This is a genomic window from Azonexus hydrophilus (assembly GCF_038368255.1).
Taxonomy (GTDB): Bacteria; Pseudomonadota; Gammaproteobacteria; order Burkholderiales; family Rhodocyclaceae; genus Azonexus; species Azonexus hydrophilus.
On record NZ_CP151406.1, the window covers coordinates 3036418 to 3062650 of the forward strand.

General features: G+C 59.7%; 29 protein-coding genes. 16 read left to right on the forward strand and 13 right to left on the reverse strand.

The features are described from left to right. The first annotated feature begins 4 nt into the window (after positions 1-4). From AADV58_RS14660 to fliB, 3 genes are all read left to right on the forward strand, one after another. Complete coding sequence (locus AADV58_RS14660; protein WP_341743535.1) at positions 5-796, forward strand: flagellar brake protein; 792 nt, start codon at positions 5-7, stop codon at positions 794-796. A gap of 66 nt (positions 797-862) precedes the next feature. Next, positions 863-1159, forward strand: a complete 297-nt coding sequence (locus AADV58_RS14665; protein ID WP_341743536.1) for a hypothetical protein — start codon at positions 863-865, stop codon at positions 1157-1159. A gap of 69 nt (positions 1160-1228) precedes the next feature. Beyond that, complete coding sequence (fliB, locus tag AADV58_RS14670; protein WP_341743537.1) at positions 1229-2488, forward strand: flagellin lysine-N-methylase; 1260 nt, start codon at positions 1229-1231, stop codon at positions 2486-2488. Between the two features lie 27 nt (positions 2489-2515). Here the strand turns inward: fliB and fliE are convergent, their stop codons facing one another. The 3 genes from fliE to AADV58_RS14685 are packed head-to-tail and all read right to left on the reverse strand — an operon-like array spanning position 2516 to position 5415. Continuing rightward, positions 2516-2839, reverse strand: a complete 324-nt coding sequence (gene fliE, locus AADV58_RS14675; RefSeq protein ID WP_028994526.1) for a flagellar hook-basal body complex protein FliE — start codon at positions 2837-2839, stop codon at positions 2516-2518. Positions 2840-2887: 48 nt separating this feature from the next. Further along, positions 2888-4228 (reverse strand): sigma-54 dependent transcriptional regulator, encoded by a 1341-nt coding sequence (locus tag AADV58_RS14680; RefSeq protein WP_341743538.1) that lies wholly within the window; start codon positions 4226-4228, stop codon positions 2888-2890. Further along, positions 4225-5415 (reverse strand): sensor histidine kinase, encoded by a 1191-nt coding sequence (locus AADV58_RS14685; RefSeq protein WP_341743539.1) that lies wholly within the window; start codon positions 5413-5415, stop codon positions 4225-4227. The genes AADV58_RS14680 and AADV58_RS14685 overlap by 4 nt, the downstream gene beginning before the upstream one ends. A gap of 107 nt (positions 5416-5522) precedes the next feature. Here AADV58_RS14685 and fliF point away from each other — a divergent pair, with 107 nt between their 5' ends. From fliF to fliR, 13 genes are all read left to right on the forward strand, one after another. Then, positions 5523-7271: a flagellar basal-body MS-ring/collar protein FliF gene (gene fliF / locus AADV58_RS14690; protein WP_341743540.1), complete on the forward strand. Its 1749-nt coding sequence runs from the start codon at positions 5523-5525 to the stop codon at positions 7269-7271. After that, the gene (gene fliG, locus AADV58_RS14695) at positions 7261-8259 is read left to right on the forward strand and encodes a flagellar motor switch protein FliG (RefSeq protein WP_028994522.1); all 999 of its coding nucleotides are present in this window, start codon (positions 7261-7263) and stop codon (positions 8257-8259) included. The genes fliF and fliG overlap by 11 nt, the downstream gene beginning before the upstream one ends. Positions 8260-8262: 3 nt before the next feature. Further along, positions 8263-8970 (forward strand): flagellar assembly protein FliH, encoded by a 708-nt coding sequence (locus AADV58_RS14700; protein ID WP_341743541.1) that lies wholly within the window; start codon positions 8263-8265, stop codon positions 8968-8970. Then, positions 8955-10367, forward strand: coding sequence for a flagellar protein export ATPase FliI (fliI, locus tag AADV58_RS14705; RefSeq protein ID WP_341743542.1), 1413 nt, complete (start codon positions 8955-8957; stop codon positions 10365-10367). The genes AADV58_RS14700 and fliI overlap by 16 nt, the downstream gene beginning before the upstream one ends. 11 nt (positions 10368-10378) lie before the next feature. Further along, a complete protein-coding gene (fliJ, locus tag AADV58_RS14710; RefSeq protein ID WP_341743543.1) occupies positions 10379-10834 on the forward strand; it encodes a flagellar export protein FliJ in 456 nt (151 codons plus the stop codon). Positions 10835-10886: 52 nt separating this feature from the next. Continuing rightward, positions 10887-11906: a flagellar hook-length control protein FliK gene (locus AADV58_RS14715; RefSeq protein WP_341743544.1), complete on the forward strand. Its 1020-nt coding sequence runs from the start codon at positions 10887-10889 to the stop codon at positions 11904-11906. Between the two features lie 25 nt (positions 11907-11931). Then, complete coding sequence (locus tag AADV58_RS14720) at positions 11932-12498, forward strand: flagellar basal body-associated FliL family protein (RefSeq protein ID WP_341743545.1); 567 nt, start codon at positions 11932-11934, stop codon at positions 12496-12498. 6 nt (positions 12499-12504) lie between these two features. Then, the gene (fliM, locus tag AADV58_RS14725; RefSeq protein WP_341743546.1) at positions 12505-13521 is read left to right on the forward strand and encodes a flagellar motor switch protein FliM; all 1017 of its coding nucleotides are present in this window, start codon (positions 12505-12507) and stop codon (positions 13519-13521) included. Then, positions 13514-13951 (forward strand): flagellar motor switch protein FliN, encoded by a 438-nt coding sequence (fliN, locus tag AADV58_RS14730; RefSeq protein WP_028994514.1) that lies wholly within the window; start codon positions 13514-13516, stop codon positions 13949-13951. The genes fliM and fliN overlap by 8 nt, the downstream gene beginning before the upstream one ends. A 71-nt stretch (positions 13952-14022) precedes the next feature. Continuing rightward, positions 14023-14430, forward strand: a complete 408-nt coding sequence (gene fliO / locus AADV58_RS14735) for a flagellar biosynthetic protein FliO (protein ID WP_341743547.1) — start codon at positions 14023-14025, stop codon at positions 14428-14430. Next, positions 14417-15166, forward strand: a complete 750-nt coding sequence (gene fliP / locus AADV58_RS14740; RefSeq protein WP_341743548.1) for a flagellar type III secretion system pore protein FliP — start codon at positions 14417-14419, stop codon at positions 15164-15166. The genes fliO and fliP overlap by 14 nt, the downstream gene beginning before the upstream one ends. Further along, entirely contained in the window at positions 15163-15432 is a 270-nt protein-coding gene (fliQ, locus tag AADV58_RS14745) for a flagellar biosynthesis protein FliQ (RefSeq protein WP_028994511.1), read from the forward strand. Before fliP ends, fliQ begins: the two co-directional genes overlap by 4 nt. Positions 15433-15435: 3 nt before the next feature. After that, positions 15436-16221, forward strand: a complete 786-nt coding sequence (gene fliR, locus AADV58_RS14750; protein WP_028994510.1) for a flagellar biosynthetic protein FliR — start codon at positions 15436-15438, stop codon at positions 16219-16221. Here fliR and AADV58_RS14755 read toward each other — a convergent pair. The 10 genes from AADV58_RS14755 to AADV58_RS14800 all read right to left on the reverse strand — a co-directional run bounded on the left by AADV58_RS14755 (position 16215) and on the right by AADV58_RS14800 (position 26212). Continuing rightward, positions 16215-16517, reverse strand: coding sequence for a hypothetical protein (locus tag AADV58_RS14755; RefSeq protein WP_051295304.1), 303 nt, complete (start codon positions 16515-16517; stop codon positions 16215-16217). The genes fliR and AADV58_RS14755 overlap by 7 nt on opposite strands. Positions 16518-16657: 140 nt before the next feature. After that, the gene (flgL, locus tag AADV58_RS14760; RefSeq protein WP_341743549.1) at positions 16658-17638 is read right to left on the reverse strand and encodes a flagellar hook-associated protein FlgL; all 981 of its coding nucleotides are present in this window, start codon (positions 17636-17638) and stop codon (positions 16658-16660) included. A gap of 10 nt (positions 17639-17648) precedes the next feature. Further along, positions 17649-19652: a flagellar hook-associated protein FlgK gene (flgK, locus tag AADV58_RS14765; RefSeq protein WP_341743550.1), complete on the reverse strand. Its 2004-nt coding sequence runs from the start codon at positions 19650-19652 to the stop codon at positions 17649-17651. Positions 19653-19704: 52 nt separating this feature from the next. Next, positions 19705-20679, reverse strand: coding sequence for a flagellar assembly peptidoglycan hydrolase FlgJ (gene flgJ, locus AADV58_RS14770; protein WP_341743551.1), 975 nt, complete (start codon positions 20677-20679; stop codon positions 19705-19707). Between the two features lie 3 nt (positions 20680-20682). After that, positions 20683-21774, reverse strand: coding sequence for a flagellar basal body P-ring protein FlgI (locus AADV58_RS14775; RefSeq protein WP_424243817.1), 1092 nt, complete (start codon positions 21772-21774; stop codon positions 20683-20685). A gap of 23 nt (positions 21775-21797) precedes the next feature. After that, a complete protein-coding gene (locus AADV58_RS14780) occupies positions 21798-22454 on the reverse strand; it encodes a flagellar basal body L-ring protein FlgH (RefSeq protein WP_281981926.1) in 657 nt (218 codons plus the stop codon). A gap of 11 nt (positions 22455-22465) precedes the next feature. Further along, positions 22466-23248 carry a flagellar basal-body rod protein FlgG gene (gene flgG, locus AADV58_RS14785; protein WP_341743552.1) on the reverse strand — a complete coding sequence of 261 codons (783 nt, stop codon included), beginning with the start codon at positions 23246-23248 and terminating at the stop codon, positions 22466-22468. A 12-nt stretch (positions 23249-23260) separates the two neighbouring features. Continuing rightward, positions 23261-24004, reverse strand: a complete 744-nt coding sequence (gene flgF / locus AADV58_RS14790; RefSeq protein WP_341743553.1) for a flagellar basal-body rod protein FlgF — start codon at positions 24002-24004, stop codon at positions 23261-23263. 19 nt (positions 24005-24023) lie between these two features. Then, complete coding sequence (locus AADV58_RS14795) at positions 24024-25520, reverse strand: flagellar hook-basal body complex protein (RefSeq protein WP_341743554.1); 1497 nt, start codon at positions 25518-25520, stop codon at positions 24024-24026. Between the two features lie 11 nt (positions 25521-25531). After that, entirely contained in the window at positions 25532-26212 is a 681-nt protein-coding gene (locus AADV58_RS14800; protein WP_341743555.1) for a flagellar hook assembly protein FlgD, read from the reverse strand. Between the last annotated feature and the right edge of the window lie 21 nt (positions 26213-26233).

Sequence of the window (26233 nt, forward strand, 5' to 3'; positions counted from 1 at the left end):
GCAAATGATGCCAGTCTCTGAAGAAACCTCCGTTCCAGTTTTCGAAATCGACCAACCGGAAAATTACGGTCAGTACATTCTCGGCAACCCGCTGGAAATCTTGCGCCACCTGCGCACCCTCCAGGAGCAGCGCCACTTCATCACGCTCTATCTGGATAACGGCCAGCGCTTTTTCCTGACCACCATCCTGGCTATCGACGAAGACGGGCAACGGCTGGTGCTTGACCCACCCGGCCAGGCAACACTCCTGCAGCCAGCACTGGACGCCACCCAGAGCACGACGATGACCCTGGTCGACCGGGTCAAGATACAGTGGCGTCAGGCCCCACTAAAGATGACGCAACACGAGGGGCGGCCGGCACTGACGGCGCCACTGCCGACCCGGATATTGCGTCTGCAGCGCCGGGAGTTTTTCCGCATCGAGACGCCCAAGCTGTCGCCTCTGCACTGCAAATTCGCGCGGGTACACTCCGATGGACGCGCCGAAGCCTTCGACTTTCCCTTGTTTGACATCAGCGGTGGCGGCATGTGCCTGACCGGACCGATCAGTCACGCCGACAAGTTCTCCCTCGGCGAACTGTTTGCTGACTGTCGCCTGGATATTCCCGGCGAGAGCGTATTGTCGGTCAACATCCGCATTCGCGAGATCTCGCGCATCGAGACAGCAAGCAACGAACAGCTATTGCGCCTCGGATGCGAATTCATCAACCTGCCCGGTACGCGACAGACCCTGATCGAACGCTACATCACCCGTCTTGAACGGGAGCGCAAGTTGCGCCACCAGGCGCTTGCCTGACGCCCTTGGCAAGTACGCCAGCGCTGACTAGAATGCGCCCCTTCCGTCGAACTAGTTCACCAAGGCATGCAACCCAGCAGCATTCAGTACCAACACTTCTGGATTGAACTCGTTCTCGGCATCACGATGATCATCGTGCTTGCCATCAACCCACTGGAGAAAGCCCTGATCGCCACAGTCGTATTGGGCGCAGGAATCCTCGCCAGCCGGACAATCCACAAGGGCCGACTGGCCGCGGCAAAACTTGCCGAAAGACGGCGCGCGCAGAAAGAAGCCTACGAGCGAGCCGAAGAGGCGCGTCGCCAGAAACAGGAAGCATTGCTGCGCGCACAGCGTGAAGCCGCTGAAAAATACTTAACTTGAGGGATAAGTCCTTCCGATTAGCCTGTCTTCGCTTACCATTGCGCTCATCATCATGAACTTCTGGTCGAAATGACAGGGAAAAGAGCTCTCGCGCTCCACCACTACACCAAATTTGAGTGCATCGGTTCAAGCTGCGAGGACTCCTGCTGTGGCGGCTGGCAAATTGCAATCGATAAAGCCACATATCTTGCCTACAAAAAGAATAAAGATCCCACTCTCTCAAAACTGTTCTCACAAACGATAAAACTTCCTTCACATTCGACAGGCATACATGACTTTGCCTTGATCGTAATGGATGCAGACAATTCCTGCCCCTTCCTCGACGCGCAAAATCTCTGCCGAATTCACAAGGAAATGGGGCACGCAGCGCTCAGCACCACCTGCTCGAGCTATCCTCGAACCGCCAACTTATTCGGTAACGAGTTCGAGTACTCGCTGACACTATCCTGCCCAGAAGCCGCCCGGCAGATACTGCTTGACCCAGAGCCGATACATTTCGTTGAAGTGACGAACAACGCCATTCTGGAACAACCCACTGCACTGCTTGGAAAGCTTTCCGGAGACGCACTTGACGACGATGCGATCGCCAACATGAATGACCTGCGCGCCGTCATTGTTGCCATCCTTCAGATTCGCACGATCAGTCTTGAAGCACGCCTGCTACTTCTGGGACGCCTCCTGGCGGAGAGTGAATCGGCAATGCAACTAGGCCCACAGGGAATCAGCAAACAACTGCCGAACGTCTTAGGCAAGTATGTTCAGATGCTCCCACACGCCCATGTCATTCAGGAGCAAATCGAGGCACTGCGCCCTAATCCCGTTCAGCGCCTACGACTTTTCCAGACGATTCTCACCGATCTTCAACCCGATATTCAGCAGCCAGTACTCAAGCGCTGCTTTGACGAAGCCTGTCGTGGTCTGTCGTGGAAACCCGGCGAATCTTCAGACGATAGCGAGCTCATCGCCTTGCACGAAGATATCTACCGAAAGTATCTCGGACCTTTCCTGGTCGATCATCCCTTCGTGCTGGAAAACCTACTAATTCACCACGCATTTCGTTCGCTCTTTCCCTTCAGGGGCAACGGCCTCTGCAGCCAATATCGCGAACTGGTTTCCCTGTATCTTATTTCACATACCTTCCTGCTCGGGCTGTCGGGATATCGGCAAGCCACGACTCGGGAAATGATCATCGAGTTCTTCTACTCATTTTTCCGGCTGGCTTCACATAGCAAAAACTATCTGGGCCAAGTGGCCGATTCCCTGGGAAAGCGGCTCGGCATTGGCATCGGCGACCTCGCCGGATTAATGATCGTGCGAGACAAGGGCTAGGAAGTCCTCAAGCAGCCCGAGAGGGCATCAAACCTGCATGTTCATCATGTCCTGGTAAGCCGTAACCAGTTTGTTACGCACCTGGACCATTTCCTGGAAGGAAACGCTGGCGGTCTGCAGGGCAATCATCACTTCGTGCAGGTTTTGCGTGGTGTCGCCGGCGACCATTTTCTCGGCCATCTGATTGGCGGACTTCTGCGTATCGTTGACCTTGTCGATGGAGTTTTTCAGGACTTCGGAGAAATCGGCAACGCCCGCCACCCCTGCAGAAGAATCTGCCGGCTTGCCGGATGCCTGCGCTGCGGTGGACCGCAGCACGCTCAACATTTGTTCGATACCCTTGGTGTCCATGATTCCCATCCTCCAACTGCGGAATACAGAGCAATAAACGGACCAGGATCAATCCCGGTAATGCCCTTCTTCCCGATACTGCTGAAGCTTGTAACGCAAGGTTCGCTCGGAGATCCCCAGGCGCTCGATCGCCAGCTTACGTGAACCACCGACTTCGGCCAGGGTCTGCAGGATGTGCTCGCGCTCCAAGTCCTTGATGTTCATATTATCCCCCCTTTTTTCGTCGACGGTCACGGCGATTGAGGCAGGAGCCACCACCTGACCAAGCAGGTTCAGGTGCTCGGGTTCGATGCGCTGGCCTGGCGCCATGATCAGCGCGCGCTGGACAACGTTTTCCAGTTCGCGCACATTGCCCGGCCAGCCATACGATGTAAGTGCTTGCTCTGCCACTTGAGACAGCTGCATGCCGGTTCGCCCAAAACGAGCACCGTGCTCAGCGATGAAATAACGGGCGATCGGCAGGATGTCCAGCGGACGCTGACGCAGTGCCGGAATGGCGACGGGGAAGACATTCAAACGGTAATAAAGGTCCTCACGGAAAACACCGCGGGCAACGGCTTCCGCCATATCCCGGTTGGAGGTGGCGACGATGCGGATATCGAGCTCGACCGGTTTCTTGCCGCCGACCCGTTCGACTTCCCGCTCCTGCAGCACACGCAGCAGCTTGGCTTGCAGCCCCATGGGCATTTCGGTCACTTCGTCCAGCAACAGGGTGCCATGCTGGGCCTGCTCGAACTTGCCGGCCTGGGCCTGCTGCGCACCGGTAAATGCCCCCTTTTCATAGCCGAATAGTGTCGCTTCAAGCAGACTATCGGGAATGGCCGCGCAGTTGATGGCAACGAATGGGCCGTCACAACGAGCCGAATTGCGATGAATGAAGCGAGCGACCACTTCCTTGCCCACCCCGGATTCACCGGTCAGCAACACGGTCGCATCGGTCTGCGCCACACGCTTGGCCATGGCAAACATGTCGCGGCTGGCCGTATCTTCGGCAACCACGCCGGCATCGTCACGATGCGTCGCCAGCTCGTACTTGTTGATGTACCCCAGCAGGGCTTGCGGTTCGAAAGGCTTGAGCAGGAAATCACAGGCGCCGGAACGCATGGCGTCGACCGCCTTGTCCACCTCGGCATAAGCCGTCATCAGCACCACCGGCAGGTAGGGCAGGCGGGCACGTATTTCCTTGAGCAGGGTGATGCCGTCCATCGGCATCATGCGTACGTCGCTGACGACGATCGAAAACGCCTGGTTCTCAAGGGCACGCAAGGCGGCCTCGCCACCATCGACGGCGACATAAGGCAGACCGGCCAGTTCCAGCGTATCGCCGATAGCTTCGCGCAGACTGGGATCGTCCTCGACGACAAGAATTGGCAAACTGTTTTCGCTCATTGATCGACTTCCGTGGTAGCCACCCCGGCCGGCAGCGTCATGACAAACTCGGCCCCGTCGGCGACCGACGGAGAAATTTCTATCGTACCGCCGTGCGCCCGGGCAACGCCCAGCGCGATCGCCAGCCCCAGCCCGGTCCCCTGGCCTTTGGTCGTGTAAAACGGTTCGAAGATACGGTCGCGCTTTTCCGGGGGAATGCCCGGCCCGGTATCGCGCACCGAAAAGCGCAGGCTTTCGCCGGAAAAATTGCCGCCCAGGCAAATTTTGCCGGCAGCCGGCGTCGCCTGCAGGGCATTCTCGAGCAGATTCACCAGGGCGCCAAACAAAGCCTTCCGGCTGCCGACCAGGCGCCCATCCAGGCAATCATCAAGGACGACGAAATCGACGCCCTGTTCGCGCATCAACGGCTCCATGGTCTGGGCTGCCTCGGCGAGCAATTCGCTGGCAACGATCACGTCGGCACCGATGCTCTCGCCTCGGGCGAATAACAGGACATCTTGAATCAAACGCTCCAGGCGACGCAGTTGCCCGGTTGCCTTGTCGGAAAACCGGGCACGCGCTTCCTCGCTCATGCCGGGCTGACCAAGGTTGGAAGCGTAGAGCAGTGCCGCTGCCAGTGGCGTTCGCAATTGATGCGCCAGCGACGCCGCCATTTCTCCCATCGCCGCCAGCCGCTGGCTGCGCTCCAGCTCTTCCTTCATCCGCTGCGCGGTGCTGATGTCGTGCAGCAGCAGAATTTTTCCATCACCGGACGGCAATGCACTTTCCGCGATGGACAGGCGACTCTCGCCGAGCATCCACTCACCGATGGTCAGGGTCGGTTCCAGGCAGCGATTGACGACATCGCCCCAGTGCGCCCCGAGCACCTGTTCACCGAACATCTCGATGGCCGCCGGATTGACTGCCGCCACCCGCGCCGAAGCATCGAGCAGCACCACGCCCGCCGGCAAAGCATCGAGCAGCGAAGAGAGACGCTCGGACAAGGCTTCCTTCTCTCGGTACTGACGACGCAATTCGCCGTTGGCCACCGCCAACTCCTCGGTCAGCGAGGCCACCTTGCCCTGCAGGGTTTCGTAAGCCTGCGTCAACTCTGCAGAAACCTGGTTGAACATGGCGAAAGCGCGCTGCAATTCGGCCGCTTTGTCGGCTGGCGCGGCGTCGCTGGAGGCTGGCTGAGGGTTTGTCATTAAAAAGTTAGGGTGCATTCGGCGCCGGTAATAGTAGAATATTTCTAGGAAAATTTGGCTTCCCGATTGATTCTTCTTCTGTTTCCCATAACCCGACCTGGCATTTGATGGCAGCTAGCACTGAAACCACAGCAGGAAATACCCCGGCGGAAAACCCGACGGATCGCCTGCGCGAGGCTTTCAACCGCCTGAATGACCAGCAGAAGATCGGTCTGGCCGTTGCCATCGCTGCCATCATCGCGGTCATCGTCGGCACCATCCTGTGGAGCCAGCAGCCCGACTTCAAGGTCCTGTTCTCCAACCTGAACGAAAAGGACGGCGGCAGCATCGTTGCCGCGCTGGAACAACAGAACATCCCACACCGCATGTCGAGCTCGGGCGCCATCATGGTACCCAACGAACGGGTGCACGAAGTCCGCCTGAAGCTGGCTTCGCAAGGCTTGCCGCGCGGCGGCAATGTCGGTTTCGAACTGATGGAGAACCAGAAATTCGGCATCAGCCAGTTCGCCGAACAGGTCAATTATCAGCGCGGACTGGAGGGCGAACTGGCGCGTACCATCATGTCGATCGGTTCGGTCCAAGCCGCCCGGGTACACCTGGCCATTCCCAAGCCCTCGGTATTCGTCCGCGAGGAACAGAAACCAACCGCCTCGGTCATGCTCAACCTCTACCCTGGCCGCACGCTTGACGGCGCCCAGGTCGCCGGCATCACCCACCTGATCTCGTCCAGCGTGCCGCAACTGCAGTCGAGCAATGTCAGCATCCTCGACCAGAACGGTGCGCTACTGTCCTCGCTGAAAAACCGCCTGACCGAAGCCGGCCTTGACGCGACGCAACTGAAGTATGTCCGCGAGGTCGAGAACAGCATCGTCGGGCGCATCGAACAGATCCTCAAACCGGTACTCGGCGAGGACAACTTCCGTGTCCAGATTGCCGCCGACATCGATTTCTCGCAAAGCGAACAGACGGCCGAGACCTTCCGCCCCAATTCTGCGCCCGACGCAAGCGTGATCCGCAGCCAGCAAAGCAACGAGACCGCCAGCGTCAACGAAGCCGTCGGCGGCGTCCCCGGCGCACTGACCAACCAGCCGCCGGTACCGGCAACCGCCCCGCTGACCGCCCCGGCTGTCGGTGGCACCCCGGGCCAGCCTGACGCTCAGGGAAACATCCCCGGGCGCATCGACGCCGCAGGCATTACCGCCCCCCTCAACGCCGCCGGTCAACCGATCAACACCAGCAAGAACTCGACGATCAATTACGAAGTCGATCGCACCATCCGTCACACCAAGCAGGGAATGGGCGCCGTCCGGCGCCTGACGGCCGCCGTGGTGGTCAATCACCGCAAGGGCGTAGACGCGAAGAGCGGCCAGGAGGTCAGCCGTCCGCTGCCGGAAGCGGAAATGAAACAGATCAACGACCTGGTCCGCGAGGCCATGGGCTTCAGCCAGGAGCGTGGCGACTCGATCTCGGTCGCCAACGCGCCGTTCGCCAGCGTCGAGAAAACCGATCTGTCGATGCCGATCTGGAAGGATCCGGACAACATCGATTACGCCAAGGAACTGATCAAGTACCTGCTGATCATCGGCGTTATCGCTTTCCTGTATTTCAAGGTCATCCAGCCTTCGCTGAAAACCATGTTCCCGGCGCCCTCGACCGGCGACGACCCGACCACGGCGGACGGCGTCGCCGGTGCCATCGGCCATGTTGCGGTCATCGGCGAGGACGGAGAACCCGAGGACATCGTGCAGATCGACCACTATGCCGCCAAGGTGCAGAAGGCGCGCGACCTCGCGCAAGCCGACGCCAAGGCGGTCGCAAACATCATCAAGGACTGGATAGGCGCCAATGCCGGGTGACGACGGACTGGAAAAGAGCGCGACGCTGCTGATCGCGCTGGGTGAAGACCACGCGGCCGAAGTGCTCAAGCACCTCGGGCCTCGCGAGGTCCAGAAGCTCGGTCATGCGATGGCCGCGCTGAAGACCGTACCGCGGGCAACGGTCGAAACCGTGCTCGACGAATTCCACAAGAACATGGAAGAGCACGCGGCGGTACACGTCGACACCGACAATTACATCCGCTCGGTGCTGACCAAGGCGCTCGGTGACGACAAGGCATCGAACCTCATCTCGCGCATCCTCCAGGGTGGCGAAACTTCGGGGATCGAAGGGCTGAAATGGATGGATGCCCAGACCGTTGCCGACCTGATCAAGAACGAGCACCCGCAGATCATCGCCACCATCCTGGTTCACCTCGAACACGATCACTCCAGTGAAATCCTCAACCATTTCACCGAACGCCTGCGCAACGACGTGGTCCTGCGTATCGCCACGCTGGAAGGTATCCAGCCGGCTGCGCTGCGCGAACTGAACGAGGCCATGCTACGCATCCTGTCCGGCTCGACCAGCATCAAACATACCGCCATGGGCGGGGTGCGGACGGTCGCGGAAATCCTCAACTTCATCGGCACCGCCAACGAGACCTCGGTGGTCGACGCGATCCGCGAATACGACCCGGATCTGGCACAGAAGATTCTCGACGAGATGTTCGTGTTCGAGAACCTGCTGGACATCGACGACCGCTCGATCCAGATGATCATGCGCGAAGTCCAGTCCGACTCGCTGGTCCTGGCGCTGAAGGGTGCTTCACCGGAATTGCGCGAGAAGATTTTCAAGAACATGTCGCAGCGGGCGGCGGAAATGCTGCGCGAAGACCTGGAGTCCAAGGGACCGGTCCGCCTCTCCGAAGTCGAAGCCGAGCAGAAGGAAATCCTCAAGATCGTCCGCCGCCTGGCCGACGAAGGACAGATCGTGCTCGGCGGCGCCGGCGGCGAACAGATGGTCTAACCCATGGCTGGCGTCATCCCGAAAGAACAACTGGCCGCTTACCAGCGCTGGCAGGCGAATGCCTTCGATGCGCCGGACGAGGTCGTCGAGGCGCCGGCAGAGGCCCCGGCCGAAGTGACCGAGGTCGTGGAAGAGGAACAGGGAGAAGCTGTCGCCGGACCGCTCAACTTGCCGACTGCCGACGAGATAGAGCAGATTCACGAGCAGGCGCGCCAGGAAGGTTATCAGGCGGGCTACGAGGAAGGCCTGCAAGCCGCCGCCGAGGCCATGCAGACCGCCCGCGACGAGGAAATCGCCCGGCTGCGCGCCCTGATCGAAAATTTCCAGCAGTCCCTGGGCGAACTCGACCAGGCCGTCGGCGAACAAACACTGGACCTCGCCCTCGAAGTTGCCTCACTGGTCCTCGGCAGTACGCTGGCAACCCGCCGCGACCTGTTGCTCCCGATCGTGCGCGAAGCCCTGCAGGCCTTGCCGCTGCATCACGGCAACCTGGCCCTGCATGCCAACCCGGACGATCTCGAAGCCCTGCGGGCCGGCCTTGTCGAACTCGGCCCACCGGGCAGCATCAATCTGGTTCCCGACAGCACCCTGAGTCCTGGCGGATGCCTGCTCAAGGCCGGTCACAGCGAGATCGATGCAACGCTGGAAACACGCTGGAAACGCATCCTTGAAGCCATCGGCGTCGAGCCCGAAAAATGGCTGATCCGCTGAACCCGCCCGACCATCGCCAGCGCTGGCAGGAGTTCATCGACGGTTGCCGGCAGAGCGCCGGCAACGCCCAGGCAATCTGGCCCAGCGGCCGACTGACCCGGATCAACGGCCTGGTCATGGAAGCCTCGGGACTCAAACTACCACTGGGCAGTACCTGCCGCATCCACCCCACAATGGGCGCCCCCATCGAAGCCGAAGTCGTCGGTTTTGCCGGCGAAAAACTCTTCCTGATGCCTTCCGACGAGGTTTTCGGTCTGGCCCCCGGCACCCGTGTCGTTCCCTTCGATGCCCCCAGCCCGCCACCGCAGGTCGATCAGCCCGGCCACCTTAAACGGCGCGCCATCGACCGCGCCAAACAGGTACCGGTTGGCGACGAACTGCTTGGCCGGGTGCTCGATGGTGTCGGCCGGCCGCTCGACACCAAGGGCCTGCTCCGTGCCAGCCAGGCCCGGCCGCTGCAAAGCCGGCCGATCAATCCGATGAGCCGCGCTGCCATCGAACGCCCGCTCGACGTCGGCATCCGCGCGATCAACGCCCTGCTGACGGTCGGTCGCGGACAACGCATGGGCCTCTTTGCCGGCTCCGGCGTCGGCAAGTCGGTCCTGCTCGGGATGATGGCCCGCTACACCGAAGCGGAAGTGATCGTAGTCGGACTGATCGGCGAACGCGGCCGTGAGGTCAAGGAGTTCATCGAACACATTCTCGGCGAGGAAGGCATGCGCCGGGCTGTCGTCGTCGCCGCCCCGGCCGATACCGGCCCACTGATGCGTCTGCAGGGTGCGGCCTACGCCACGACCATCGCCGAGTACTTCCGCGACCAGGGCAAGCACGTCCTGCTGATCATGGATTCGCTGACCCGCTACGCCATGGCCCAACGGGAGATTGCCCTGGCTATCGGCGAACCGCCGGCCACCCGCGGTTATCCGCCATCCGTCTTCGCCCGTCTGCCGCAACTGGTGGAACGCGCCGGCAACGGCGTCGAAGGCGGCGGCTCGATCACCGCCTTCTACACCGTACTGGCCGAAGGCGACGACCAGCAGGACCCGATTGCCGATTCGGCACGCGCCATTCTCGACGGCCACATCGTGCTCACCCGGACGCTTGCCGACGCCGGCCACTATCCGGCCATCGACATCGAGCAGTCGATCAGCCGGGCCATGGTCAATCTGATCGACGACAACCAGCTCGACCACATCCGCCGCTTCAAGGTCCTGTTCTCCCGCTACCAGCGCTCCCGCGACCTGATCGCCGTCGGCGCCTACGCGCCCGGCTCGGACCCGGTACTCGACCAGTCGATCGCCATGTACCCGCGCATGGAAGCTTTCCTGCAGCAGAAACTGAGCGAAAAATCGGATTACCTGTCCAGCGTCGGCCAGTTGTCCGGCCTGTTCAGCTGACGCGTTAAACCATGGCGTCCAATTTCTCCCTGCAGCCGCTCTTGGAACTGATGCAGAACCGCACGGACGAAGCCACACGCAATCTGGGCAAGCTCATTTCTGCCGAGCAGAACGCCAGAAGCCGGCTGGAAATGCTTGAGCAATACCGTGCCGAATACGCCGACAAATTGCGGGACGCCACAACCCAGGGACTGACCCGCCAGGTCCTGGCCAACTACCAGGATTTCCTCGGCCGGATTGACGAGGCCATCGGCCAGCAACGCGATATCGTCCGCCAGAGCGAGGCCGGCACCCGCCGTGGCCAGGAACACTGGAAACAGCAGAACACCCGGCTCCAGGCCATCGGCACCCTGGCAACCCGGCATGAGGCCCGGGAAAAGCAAAAAGAAAACAAACAGGAGCAGAAATTACTGGATGAGTTCTCCGCCCGGAAATTCGTCGCCGACACGAAAAGCGACGAGAAATAGCCCGGCACGCTGTTTGCTTTTAGTGGGCAGGCACTTTTGATCTGGAACTCACATGAGCATCTCCGTCATTCCGACTGCAGCACTTTCCGGCAATGCAGCCACCGATAACACGTCTTCGGCCTTGCCAGGCCTGGATGCCGGCGCAATCGACTTTGCCGCCCTGCTGGCCGGACAACTCGGTGACTTTACCCAGATGCTCAACAGCATGAGCAATGGCGCTGCGTTGCCGAACGCACTGGATCGTCAGATCGGCTCCGGTAGCAAGGATCGCGATGCCGCACTGCTCGGCGCCAATGGCGAAGAGGCCGGCGAAGGTTCGCCGCTGGCTGCGCTGAACATTTTCGAGATGATCGCCCAACGCCCCGGCAACGACACCGATGTGCGCGGCGACCGCGCCGCCCGTGCCGATACCGGGCTTGGCAAGGCTTTTGTGCCGACCGACGACAAGGCGGCCGCCGGCAACCCGGCAATGCTCGCCGCCCGGGCGGCGGCAAGTGATGCGCTGGCCGTCAGCAGCGAAACGGCAAATCTTGCCGGCAAGACCGAATCCACGAACTCACTGCTCTTCAACCCGGCAACTGCCGGCGAACGTCTGCAGGGCACCGGCAAGGGTGAAATGCAACACCACGTTCCGGCACCGGTCCATGATCCCCGCTGGGCGCAGCAATTCAGCGAGCGGGTTGTCTGGCTGGCGCGCGGTGATGTTCAGAATGCCCAGATCAATGTGAATCCGGCACAACTGGGTCCGATACAGATCAACATCAGCCTCAATGGCGATCAGATGACCGCGCACTTCGCGGTTGCCAACCAGGAAGTCCGCCAGGCCATCGAAGACGCCATGCCCAGGCTGCGCGAAATGCTCTCTGGCGCCGGGATCAACCTGGGACAGTCGAACGTCGGCTCACAGGCGCAGCAACAACAGCAAGCTCAGCAGGAATCCTCGCAACAGACCGGCAACGCCCCCCGCTTCGACGGTGAAGAGGCTATACTTTCGCCCGACCAAGCAACACATTCCGGAACCTCCGGGCTACCTGCCCGTCAAGGCAGGGGAATGGTTGATCTGTTCGCCTGACACCAGAAGATAGAAAGGGAGAAGCATGGCCAAGGATAGCAAGCCTGCCGAAGAGGGCGCCGAAGCAGCGCCGAAGAAAAGCAAGAAGCTCTTGATCATCATTGTGCTGGCTGTCGTTTTGTTGCTTGCCGCCGGCGCTGGCGCCTTCCTGATGATGAGCGGTAGCAAGGACGACGAACACCTGGACGACGACGAAGTGGCGCAGGAAACCGCCAAGAAACCTGCCAAAAAGAAAAAGGACAAGACCGCGCCACCAGTATTCGTCAACCTTGATCCATTCACGGTAAACCTCGTTCCGGAAGTCGGCGATCAGTACCTGCAGGTCGTACTCTCCGTCGAACTGGATGAACCGCCTTCGCAGGCAACGCTGGCCATGATGATGCCGCGCATCCGCAATAACGTGACCCTGCTGCTGTCGAGCAAGAAGGCCTCCGAACTCCAGTCCAAGGAAGGCAAGGAGCAACTGGCCACAGAAATCCAGACCGAAATCAACTCGGCCATCGAGCCGCCGACCAAAAACAAGCGGGGCGAGATCATCCCGCCGGAAGGTCCGGTCGTGTCCGTCCTGTTCACTTCCTTCATCATTCAGTAAGGAGCCATGGCCGGCGACTTTCTCTCCCAGGACGAGGTTGACGCCCTGCTCAAGGGCGTCACCGGGGAAACCGACGAGCCCGAAGAGCACGGCGGCGACGATGCCTCCATTCGCGCCTACAACCTTGGCACGCAGGAACGCATCGTCCGCGGCCGCATGCCGACGCTCGAACTGGTCAACGAGCGTTTTGCCCGCTACCTGCGTATCGGGCTGTTCAACTACATGCACCGCAATGCGGAAATCTCGGTCGGACCGATCCGCGTGCAGAAATACAGCGAGTTCATCCGCAACCTGGTGGTGCCGACCAACCTGAACCTGGTTGCTGCCAAGCCCCTGCGCGGCACAGCGCTCTTCGTCTTCGATCCCAATCTGGTCTTTCTGGTGGTCGACAACATGTTCGGCGGCGACGGGCGCTTCCATACCCGCGTCGAAGGCCGCGACTTCACGGCCACCGAGCAGCGCATCATCCAGGGCTTGCTCGGGGTCGTGTTCGCCGAGTATTCAAAATCCTGGAAACCGGTCTACGACATCAGTTTCGAGTACATCCGCTCGGAAATGAACTCGCAGTTCGCCAACATTGCCACGCCATCGGAAATCGTCGTCTCGACGTCGTTCACGCTGGAGTTTGGCGGCGCCACGGCCGACATGCACATCTGCTTCCCATACTCGATGCTCGAGCCGATCCGGGATCTGCTTTACAGCACCATGCAGAGCGATCAGTTGTCGACCGACAAGCGCTGGATCATCACCCTGCGCAAGCAATTGCAAGGTGCCGAAGTCGAAATCGTCGCGCAACTGGGCTCGGGTACCGTGTCCTTGCGCGACATACTCAAGCTCAAACCGGGCGACGTGATTCCGATCACCATTCCACCGCGCGTCGAAGCCCTGGTGGATAATGTCCCGCTGATCGAATGCAGCTATGGTCAGCAGAATGGCCAATATGCCTTGCGCGTTGAAAAGTTCATTGCCACGCCGCCTGAGACGGGTTCGGGAGATGTCGTAGCAGGAGGAAAGAATGTCTGAAGATATGGAAAACATCGAAAACGCGGCCGCCGAAGAGCAGATCAGTGAAGACGACTGGGCAGCCGCCATGGCCGAACAGACGACGATCGACGCAGCGCCGGCTGCCGCGGCACAACCTGCCGACATCTTTCCTTCCTTTGCACCGCCAACCGGGGCCGGCGGTGTCATGAACGAACTGGACATGATCCTGGACATTCCGGTCCAGATCACCGTCGAACTCGGCCGTACCAAGATCACCATCAAGAATCTGCTGCAACTGGCCCACGGCTCGGTCGTCGAACTTGACGCAATGGCTGGCGAGCCGATGGATGTGCTGGTCAACGGAACCCTGATCGCCCAGGGCGAAGTCGTCGTCGTCAATGACAAGTTCGGTATCCGGCTGACCGACATCATCACGCCCTCGGAGCGGATGCGCAAAATCAACCGCTGAGCACGCCAACGCTGCGGCGGCGGTATTTGGGTTTAAGATAGCGCATCCCGAAACCCGACGACGACCCTCCCTTGCTGCGCGCCCTTCCTTTATTGCTGACCCTGCCTGCTCCGCTGCTGGCAGCCGAGAGTGCCCCGCCGGTGGTTTCCGCCGGTACCTACCTGCAGGCCACCCTGGCCCTGCTGCTCATTGTCGGCCTGTTATTCGCCGCCACCTGGGCCGCGCGCAAGGTTTCCGGCGGCAAGATGTTCGGCCAGGGCAACATGCGAGTGATCAGCGGCATCGCCCTTGGCCCCAAGGAACGCATCGTTCTGGTCGAGGTCGAGGACAATTGGCTGGTCATCGGCATCGTTCCAGGGCAGATCCGTACCCTGCACACGCTGCCCAAGGGCACAAGCACAACGCCAGCCGGCGGCCAGGGACCGGCCTTCGGTGACTGGCTCAAAGCCATCCGGGAGCGCCAAAATGCAGCGCAATAAGCTGATTCTGCTGGCGCCGCTGCTACTACTCGCGGCGCCAGTACTGGCCCAGACGGCAGGCGGCCTGCCGGCCATCACCAGCACCCCGTCCGGTGCCGGCGGCACGACCTACAGCCTGACCATCCAGACACTGCTGCTGCTGACCGCGATGAGCTTCATCCCAGCGGCCATGCTGATGATGACCAGCTTCACACGCATCCTGATCGTGCTCTCGCTATTGCGACACGCCATGGGCACCCAGACCGCGCCGCCAAACCAGATCCTGGTCGGCCTGTCGCTGTTCCTGACCTTTTTCATCATGGCACCGACCTTTGACCGGGTCTACACCGAGGCCTATGTCCCTCTGTCGGAAAGCCGGATCAACATCATGGAGGCAGGAGAACGTGCGGTCGTTCCGATGCGAGCCTTCATGCTCAAACATACGCGCGAAGCCGATATCGCCATGTTTGCCGGGGTCGCCAGGATCGACAACATCGCGACGCCCGACGACATCCCCTTGCGCATCCTGATTCCTTCATTCGTCATCAGCGAACTGAAGACAGCCTTCCAGATCGGTTTCGTACTGTTCATTCCCTTTCTGATCATCGACATGGTGGTCGCCAGCATCCTGATGTCCATGGGGATGATGATGATGTCACCGATCATGGTGGCGCTGCCGTTCAAACTGATGCTGTTCGTTCTCGTCGACGGCTGGCACCTAGTCATCGGCTCACTGGTCCAGAGTTTCAACATATGACCCCGGGCATCGTCATGGAAATCGGCCGCCAAGCCATCGAAGCCACGCTGATGATGGCTGCACCGATGCTCATCGCCGCCCTGGCTGTCGGCCTGATCGTCAGCATCTTCCAGGCAGCCACCCAGATCAACGAGGCCACGTTGCAATTCGTCCCCAAACTGGTCGCCATATTTCTGGTATTGATCCTGCTCGGACCATGGATGCTGCAGTACATGGTGGACTACATCCAGCGGCTATTCGGCAGCATTCCCCAGATCATCGGCTGACCCATGCTGAGCCTGAGCATGGCGCAGATCGATGCCTGGATCGCGTTCTACGCTTTCCCGCTGGCCCGCATCCTCGGGCTGGTCGCGACTGCGCCGCTATGGAGCACCGCCGGCATTCCCCGGCGGACCCGCCTGATCCTCGGACTCGGCATCACCATTGCCATCGCCCCGGTGCTGCCACCGATGCCCAATGTCCAGCCGGCATCGCTGGCCGGCCTGTGGATCCTTGGCCAGCAGGTGCTGATCGGCATTTCCATGGGTTTCGCCGCCCGCATCGTATTTTCCGCCATCGACATGGCCGGCACTTATATCGGTTTCCAGATGGGTCTGGGCTTTGCCACCTTCTACGATCCGATGGAAGGTGCACAAACGGCCGTTCTGGCCGAATTCATCGGTCTGATCGCCCTGTTGCTGTTCATGGCCTTCGATGGGCACCTGCTGTACATCTCGACCCTGGCGCAGAGTTTCCATGCCATACCGGTCGGCCCGGAGGCCTTGTCTCCGAACAGCTGGCGCAACCTCGCCGAACTGGGCGGGAAGATATTCTCCGCCGGATTGCTGCTCGCACTCCCTGTACTGGTGGCATTGATGATCACCAACGTGGCACTCGGCGTGCTGACCAAGGCCGCACCGCAACTCAACCTCTTTGCGCTGGGTTTCCCGCTAACCCTGATGGGGGGGTTCATGGCGGTAGGTGTCAGCCTGAACTACCTGACCGGTCCATTGCAGGACCTCTACGACTTCGCCATCCGGGCCATGCTCGGCTTCGCCTTGCCGGCGGCTCAGTAGCTGCCGTTCAGCGCGAATGAATCGGCGTCCTCGCGCTTGACGAAACGGATCGTTCCTTCAGCCACCCGACGCGTCATCAGGGTCTGCGAATCAATCCCTTCCGAATAGCCGGCAATCTCGTAACCAACATGCCCCTGTTCCTCCTGCAACTGCCGCGCCCGGCGCTTCAGTACCTGGATCGCCTCGCCGGAACCGCCGGTATGAAAGCGCTTCATTTTCATCGACAGGCGGTAGCTGTCGTCCGGCAGACGCGTTTCCTCGATTTCCCAGTTGGGTGCCAGCGGATCGTAGATCAAATAGATCGCGGCCGCTCCGCCGAGCAGAATATTGGGTTTTAGGGAACTGTTCGCTGTCAGCTTGAATACATTTTCACCGGTAGACGAACAGCCTGTCAGCAATAGACTGAAAGCTGCAAGCACCACGACTATGGTCGGTTTCACAGGAGGTTGAACAGGCTGAGTTGGCTGGTCTGCTTGAAAGTCAGCTGTGTGGCTTCAAGTTGGGTCTGGTAGCGCGCGAAACGGGAAATGGCCTCGGTATAGTCCAGATCCTGCAATTCCGACAAACGGACCTTATAAAGATAATCGATATCTGTCGCTGTAGTGCTAAGTCCATCCACAGCGTTGAGCCTGGCTCCCAGAGACGCCCGGATATTGGCTACGTGATCAATCGTGCTCTTGATGTTCCCTCTAATCTGCGCCAGTTCACTCGTGGAAAATGTCATGCCACTCGATGGGTCGACAATATCCACGAGATTCTTGACTGTATCGAACATGCTTTGGCCTGTGATATTGCCCTGAGCATCGCGAACCTGCATGAATAGCTGCATGCCGTTTTCGGATACAGCCATGACTTTTGACGCAGTCACCTGTAAAGCAGGAGTACCCGCATCGCCGGAATAATTCACATAGGTATTGCCAAGGGAATATGCCGGCGCGGTGTCTCCGGGCGAGGGTGGCGTAGCAGTGGAATTAATGGCAAACGGCACCGTGGTCGACTTGTAGCCGGCAAAGATATGCAAGCCACTGCCATCCTGAGTATTCGCCAAACCAATCAAGCTTTGGAGCTGCAACTTCATTTCGGCGGCAATTGTCCCCCGCTGAGCGTTATCAAGCATAGGATTTCCGGCCTCGGCAGCAAGCTCAGATATCCGGATCAAGGTATCACCCACACTACCGGCAATGGACTCTGCCAAGCTCAACTGGACAGTTGCGTCCGCTTGATTATTCTTGAACTGTGCATTGACAGCTTTCGACTGCGAAACCTCCAGCGCTTCTGCGGCACCAATCGGGTCATCGGCGGGGGTCAGAATCCGACGCCCGGTCGAAAGCTGATTTTGGGTCCGGTACAATTCAGATTGCAGGTTCATGATTCCCCGCAATCCAGAACCGTAAATCATCGAGGTGCTGACACGCATGATCCCCTCCTTACCTGATCGACAACAAAGTCTCAAACAGCTTGTTACCGACATCCAGAATTTTCGCCGCCGCCTGATAGGCCTGCTGGAACTTCATCAGATTCGCGGCTTCCTCGTCAAGATTAACCCCCGACAGTGAGTCCCTTGCGTTCTGGGCTTGCGTCAGCACCGCCTCCTGAGCAGCCAGGCGTACCTTGGCCTCGCGTGTCCTGATGCCATTCTCCGCAACCAGCCGTGAGTATGTCGATTGATAAGTTGCGGTTCCACCCGCCGTTGTATTTGCGGTTTGCAGTGCAGCAAACTGCAAGGCGTTTCGTCCGTCCTGCAGGCCATCGCTGTTACGCTCGATGACGAAACGATCGCCAGCATTGGGCGCCCCGGTAATACTGAACGACATGTTGTTCCAGGTAATGCCCGACAAAGTGGCAGTACCACTGGTCAGTGGAATATCTCCCGTACTTGCCGCTGAAACGCTTCCGTCTGAATACCTGGCGACCCAGGTTCCTGTCAGTCCGGTCAAATCAGTTGCCGTAGCCACCAGAGTCTGTGTCGCCGGAATCGAGTAGCCAACTCCGACAACGCCCTGTGACATGACCATCACACCGGTATTTGTAATCGCCGGAATCGTGCGTACCGGCGCAGCCGCATTCACCAGCCGCGGATCTGCTACGACCCGCGTATCAATTGAAATATTCTTGGCCGCTTCTGCAACTGGCTTGACGACAAAACGGTCACCTGCCATTGCCCCTGGAACAGAAATATTCAGTGATACACCATCAAACTGCACGCCAGCGGGACTGGTTCCGGTGGCTACAGCAACACCGTCATTCTGCCGTGTTACTGTGTAACTTCCACCCGCACCAAATGTCACCAGGTAATCACTGTTGCTCAGATTTGTATAAAAACTCCCTGCGTAGTCAGGTGCAGAAGGCGCCACTGGCGGCAAAAAAGTTGCCGCCAATTGCCCAACCCCCTGATTTGTCGCACTTGGCACAACACGAGGTTGGGGCACAGAGAACAGTTCCCCAACGAATCCCGTTTCACCGGCAATCCGCCCGCTCATGTCCATCCCCAAACCATACTGAGCATTGAAAGTCAGCGTCAATGAGGCAGCAACCCGGCCAAGCTCGTTCACCGCAGCATCAAGTGACTGGCTTCTGAAACTGACCAAGCCGCCCAGCTCTCCTCCGACGATCAAGGACTCTGGCAGTTCCTGAGTGCCGCCAGCAGTCTTAAGACCAACGGCGATGCGGGTCAGATCAAGACTGGAGGCTTCAGCTGTCATTTGCACCGTCTTCCCGCCAATAACCAACTGCTGACCAGTCCCGATAAAGACATTGAAACTGCCATCGCTGTTGGTACTGGTATTTACCTTGATCAATTTGTTCAATTCATTGACCAACTGATCCCGTTGATCAAGCAAATCGTTTGGCGGCTGGGAGTAACCCGACTGAGCTAGCACGATACGCTGGTTCAAATCGGCAATTTCGCTCGCGTAAGCATTGATGTCGGCAACAGCACTGACGATTCGGCCATTCAACTGATTGGATATCTCAGTCAATCTCTGGTCGAGATTATTGAACCGCGTCACCATGGTCTGCGCGGATGTCAGCATGGATTGCCGTGCCGGCAAAGAGGAAGGATTGGACGAAACCTGCTGAACACCGGTAAAAAAGTCCTGCATTGCCGGTGACATACCGGCATCCGGATCGGCCAACATCAGGTCGATTTGGGACAACTGCGAATACAGGGCACTCAGGTTACTGACCTGAGTCTGAGCAGTGTTGACCTGATTGTTCAGGTAGGCATCATACTGCCGCTTGATGGTGACGACCTGAACCCCCTGACCGATCGAACCCGAACCAGTCGTGATCGCGTTGTTGGTCGCCTGCACGGTATTTTGCCGGGAATAGCCCGGGGTGTTGGCATTCACGATGTTGTGCTCGGTCGCGAGCAGGCCCAGTTGAGCCGCCCGTATGCCGGTGATGCCGATGCTGATAAGTCCAGTACCCATGATTTACCTCTATGAGGTTTAACGGCGCAGGCGCCGGAATGTTTAGGGCGGATTAGCCGATCAATGCCTGACGCAGCGTTGGTCCATTGATGATGCCGGACAGCTTCTCTGCGTATTTCGGATCGGTGGCGTATCCCGCCGTCTGCAAACGTCGTGCAAACTCCGTGCCATCCTGGGTCCCGATCACGCCGCCATAGCGGGGATTGTTACGCAGCAGGTTGGCGTAATCGCGAAATGCGTCGGCGTAGGAATCGTAAGCCCGGAATTTCTCGACCGATTGCTGCGGCACACCGTTGACGTATTCCGTCGTCAGCGTATCCACGGTTTTTCCGGTCCAGCTCTTGCCGGCCTTGATACCGAACAGGTTGTGCGCGCTACTGCCGTCAGGATGACGGATCTCGCTCTTTCCCCACCCACTCTCCAGCGCCGCATGGGCCACCAGGAATTGTGGCGGTATGCCGGTAGAACGGGAAGCCTCAACCGCATTGGGCCAGAGCTGATTGACAAAGTCCCGCGCCGACGTCGGCGCCTCCCCCGAACTGCGGGCCGAGTTGGCCGCCAGCGCATTCTGCAGGGCATAAGCGGCCGATGTCGGCAGACTGCTCGGCACTTCGCGATACTGCAAGGCACCGGCAGCCGGCAGGCCGGCCGGCAACCCCTTGCCGGCAATCATTGCCGAAAGGTCGTCAATGCCATCCTCAAGCTGCGCGCCACCAAGATGCCCCCCCAGTTGCTGCTCGATCAACCGGGCGAAACCGATTCCGTTCCCTGAACTGGCCATGTTCTGCGCCATCTGCTGATCGAGGAGGCTGTTGTAGAAACGCGTCTGGTCGCTGTGCATCAGACCATCGGTCGGCACCGTATCGCGCATGCTCTTGAGCACCATCTGCAGAAACAGGGTCTCGAACTGCTGCGCGGCGGCTTTCAGACCGCCCTGCGGGTCCTTCTTGAACTGGTTGCGCAGGTCCTGCGAGGCCTGGACGTCAAACGCCGCGCGATTCGGCGCATTCTGGATCTTGGTGACCATGGCTCAGATCACTTCGAGTTCGGCACGCAGCGCACCGGCCGCCTTCATCGCCTGGAGGATGGCCAGCAGGTCCATCGGATTGGCCCCCAGGCTGTTAAGAGCCTTGACCACATCGGCCAGACTGGCGCCGGCGGCAACCGTCAGACTGCCACCATCCTGATTGACCTGCACATCGGCGCCCCCGCGTCCGGGCTGGCCCGCATCGACGACCACCGACAGATTGCCGTGAGCAACCGCGCAGGGCAGCAGGGCAACCCGCTGATTCATGACCACCGAACCGGTACGCGGATTGACCACGACCCGTGCCTGAGCAACGGCGGCACGCACTTCGATATTCTCGACCCGGCCCAGGAAACTGACCCGCGCATCGGCGGAATCCGGCGCCCGCAGGGCGATGCGACGACCGTCGATGGCTTGCGCGGTCCCTTCGCCCATGGCCTTGTTGATCGCCGAAACCATGTTCATCGCCGTTCCGAAATCGGACTCGGCCAGTTCGTAGTAGAGGTATCCGCCCTGCCCCAGGGCCGTCGGCACCGTTCGCTCGACCGTCGCCCCGCCCGGGATTCTGCCCGCTGCCAGGTGATTGACCGTCACCGCCGCACCGCCGGCACCCGCGCCCGCGCCGCCGACCATGACGTTACCCTGGGCGATGCCGTACACCTGACCATCCGCGCCCTTGAGCTGGGTCAGCAGCAGGGTACCGCCACGCAGGCTCTTGGCGTTGCCGATCGAGGAAACCGTGACATCCAGGGCCTGCCCGGGACGGGCAAACGCGCCAAGATTCGCCGTCACCATGACTGCGGCGACGTTTTTCAATTGCAACTTGGTCGCCTGATCGGCCGTCAGATTGATGCCCATCTGCGACAGCATGTTGCCCATGGCCTGCGTGGTGAACGGCGTCTGGGTGGTCTGGTCGCCCGTACCGTCGAGACCGACGACGATACCGTAACCAATCAGCTGGTTGTTGCGCACACCCTGCAAGCTTGCCAGATCCTTGACCCGTTCGGCCATCGCCGGGCTTGCCAGCAAGGGCAGCAGGCAACAACAGAGCAAGGCCTTACGAACCTTGATCGTGAGCGCGTTAAAGGATTTCATGCTGCACCTTCCGGGAATGGCTACTAGAACGGCAAGACACTAAGAAAGAAGCGTGCCAGCCATCCCATAACCTGCCCATCGGCAATCTGCCCTGAGGATTTGTACTCGATCCGTGCATCGGCGATCTTGGCCGAGTCTACGGTATTCGAGAAATCGACGAAGGCCGGATTGACCACCCCGGAAACACGGATGAACTCCTGCTCGGCGCCGATGGCGATCTGTTTCTCCCCGGAAACGAGCAAGTTCCCGTTGGGCAGCACATCAATGACCGTCACAGTCAGATTGCCGGTGAATACGGCATTGTTTGCCGCATCACCTTTGCCAGCAAATTTGGTTGCACTGTCGGCAGACAGGTCGAGGCCGTTCAATCCGCCGACCGGCAAGCCCGCAAACGCGGTGACCGAAGCGCTCTGGCTACCGGAACGGGTCAGATTATTGCTGGCCTTTTTCGAAGCAGAGGTATTTTCGGTGATCTTTACCGTAATCGTATCGCCAACGAAACGTGCGCGCCTATCCTCGAACAGCGGGCGACTGTTGCCTGCCTGGTAGATGGCACCATTACCCGTTGCCAGCACCGGCCGCGCTTCCGGTCGAACCGTCATCGGTTGATGCACATTGGTCGGCGGCACGGTCGTGCAGGCAGCAAGCAGGACGCTGGAAAGCAGGATCAGGTGACGCATGATTTCACCTCTTACATCTGGGTCAGGCGTCCGAGCATGCTGTCGGATGTGCTGATCACCTTGGAGTTGAGTTCGTAGGCCCGTTGCGTCTGGATCATGGTCACCAGTTCCTCGGCCACGTTGACATTCGACGTTTCGACGTAGCCCTGGACGACAATCCCGGCACCGTTGGCACCCGGCGCATTGGGCGTCGGCGCGCCGCTGGCGGCGGTTTCCAGATACAGATTCTGACCGATGCTGAGCAGGCCGCCGTTATTGACGAAACTGGCCAACTGGATTGCCCCGATTTCCGTGGCGGCTGCCGAACCCGGCTGGGTAATGGTGACGGTGCCGTCGGTTCCGATCGAAACCGTCTGGGCATCGGCCGGCACCGTGATGTTCGGCTGCAGCGGGTAACCGTCCGAGGTTACGATCTGCCCCTGATTGTCCTTGTGGAAGGAACCGTCGCGGGTGTAACCCGTCGTTCCATCGGGCAGCAGGACCTGGAAGAAGCCATTGCCGTTGATCGCCACATCGAGCGTGTTATCGGTCTTCTGCAGGTTGCCCTGAGTGAAGATGCGCGCCGTGGCCACCGGCCGCGCTCCGGTGCCCAGTTGCAAACCGGTAGGCACCTGGGTCTGCTGCGAGGTCTGCGCGCCCGGCTGGCGCATGTTCTGGTACAACAGGTCCTCGAACACCGCCCGCGCCCGTTTGAAGCCATTGGTGCTGACGTTGGCCAGATTGTTCGAGATGACATCAAGCTGGGTTTGCTGAGCATCCAGGCCGGTCCGGGCGATCCACAGGGAACGTATCATTTTTCTTTCCTATCAACCATTGAGGGACAGCAACTGATCGGCGCGCTGGGCATTCTGATCGGCGGTCTGCATCATCTTGATCTGCAATTCGAACTGCCGGGCCAGGCTGATCAGGTTCACCATCGAATCCGTCACATTGACATTACTGCCTTCAAGCGCCCCGGCGGCCACCCGGACATTTTCATCAACCGGGGCCGGCTGACCACTGCGCAGACGGAACAGGCCGTCGGAACCGCGCACCAGATCGCCTTCCGGCGGATTCACCAGCTTCAGGCGTCCGACCGGATTGACGTTGTTCGGCGTGCCGAAGGCGGGGATGATCGATACCGTGCCATCCGGCGCGATCTCGATGTTGTTGTCCGGCGGAATGGCGATCGGGCCGCCATCGCCGAGCACCAGATGCCCGGCCTTGGTCTCCAGTTCGCCATTCACATTGACGTCCAGGCTACCGGCACGGGTATAGGCCTCGCTGCCATCCGGCAACTGGACTGCCAGCCAGCCGCGCCCCTGAACGGCGACGTCGAGATTGCGGCCGGTAAACATCAGCGGACCTTCGTCGAAAACGTCGGCCACCGACGCATCGACGACAAAAGCCCGGGTCGGCATGCCTTCGCCCTGAACCTCGACGGCGCGGAACCGGTGTTCCTGCGCCTTGAACCCGATCGTGCTGGCATTGGCCAGATTGTTGGCCGTACCGGCTTGCTGCATGAATACATGCTTGGCACCGGTCATTGCGGTATAGATCAGGCGGTCCATGTTGCCGGTTCCTCAGGAATCAGCGCAGGTTGACCAGGGTCTGCAACACCTGGTCCTGCGTCTTGATCGACTGGGCATTGGCCTGGTAGTTGCGCTGATTGGTGATCAGGCTGACCAGTTCGGAGGTCAGATCAACGTTCGATTCCTCGACCGTCGACGAGGACAGCACACCAAGGCTCGACGTGTTGGGCGCCCCCACCAGCGCCGGCCCGGAAGCCGAGGTTTCGCTCCACTGATTGTTACCCAGCGACTGCAGGCCGTTCGGATTGGTGAAGTTGGCCAGCACGACCTGCCCCTGGGCAAAGGTCTGACCGTTGCTGTAGCGGCCAAGAATGACGCCATCGTTACCCACTGACAGACCAATCAGGTTGCCGGCGGTATAGCCGTCCTGTTCCAGGCGATTGGTTCCGAAGGAACTGCCGAACTGGGTGGTCCCGGTGAAATCGATATCGAAGTTCATCACCGGGTCGGCACCGTTGGTCGTCCCCAGCGCGCCCATGACATTGTTCAGGTCGATCTGCAGGCTCATCGGGTTACCGCTGGCAATCTGTCCCAGGGTGTTGAAGGTCAGTGCATTTCCCGGTGTAACCGTGATGTAGTTGTTGCTCGTCCCATCCAGTGTGAAATGAACATTCCACTCACCCGATGCGTTGGTCTTTTCAAAGAACATCGTCAGCGTGTGCGCGTTGCCCAAGGTATCGAAAATGGATAGGGCCGTCGAGTAGCTGTAAGACTGGGGATCCGGCGAATAATTGGCCCCTGCCAAACCAGCCGTACGTGCAGCCGTGGCTTCAAGAACGGTACCGCCAGCACCGATCACAGCGTCGTAGGCAGCCTGAGCCGCCTGGGCTTGGGTCTGTGCACCGGCAATTGCAGCATCGTAGGCGGCGAGCGCTGCTGCGGCTTCTGCCGCCGAACCGCCATTGGCCGTCACGTTGGTCGCTACCGTTGCCCCGGTCGGTATTGCTGCGTTTGTCCAGGGAACCTCAGGCTCCTTGGCCCGCGAATCTAGCTGCAGATTGGCCTTGACCCCGCGGAAAGTGCTGGCGACATTGGTTCCGGTAGCCACCGGTGCCAGGTCGGATGCCGAAATCTGCAAGGGCTGCGGCGTCGACGGAACGATGATGCCGGCCTGCGCCGGATAACCGGTCAGCCGCATGTTCTGGTCGTTGATGATGTAGCCGCTGCGATCGAGGTGGAACTGGCCGGAACGGGTAAAGGTCACCGCACCGTTGGTGTCCATGCGGAAGAAGCCGGAACCGTTGATCGAGATATCCAGCGGGTTGTTGGTCGCCGTGATGTTGCCCTGGGTGAATTGTTGCTGCACCGCCGCCAGGTTCACACCGATACCGATCTGGCTGGCGCCAGCGCCATTCAACGAGGCGGCATAAACGTCGGCAAAATGTGCCGACCCGGCCTTGAAGCCGACGGTGCTCGCGTTGGCGATATTGTGGCTGGTGACATCGATTGCCTTGCCGGCCACATTCAGGCCGCTGAGCGCTTGTTGGAATGCCATGATCTACCTCGTCAAAGTATCTGCTGGATGTCCTTGAAGGCCACATTGCCCATGTCGCCCAGATCAAGGAGAAAACCGTTGTTCGTACGAGTTACAGCAGAAACCATGCCAATCTGCCCGGTCGTCGCTTCGATCTCCTTGCCATCGGCAAGCGCCTTGATCGAGAAGGTGTATTTTCCGTCCGGCAGGACATCGCCGTTCTCGTTCTTGCCGTCCCAGGCGAAATAAAACACACCCGCCTGTTGCTCACCGAGTTCGTTGGTCTGCACAACCTTGCCGCTCGCGTCCTTGATCGTCACCACGACCGAGTCCGCATTACCCGTCAAGGCGATACCGGCAAATGCCTTGCTACCGGAAAGCGGCAAGGCATTGCCGGCAATCATGACATTTTTGCCGATCATTCCTGCCGCCTGCATTGCCTGTGCCTCGGCATAACCACCGAGCAACTGGTTCATCGTCAGGTTCAGCTTCTCGATTCCGTTAACCATGTTCAACTGGGCCAGTTGGCTGGTCACCTGGGCGTTGTCGAGCGGATTCAGCGGGTCCTGGTTCTTGATCTGCGTCATCAACAGGGTCAGGAAGCGACTTTCCAGATCCTGTACCGCTGTGGTTTCCTTGGCTTTCGCCTTGCCGGCAATTGAATCAAAGATTTCGGCCGGACTTTTCGTCGTTGTATTGCTAACGGTAGACATGGTCTATTCCTCCAGAATTTT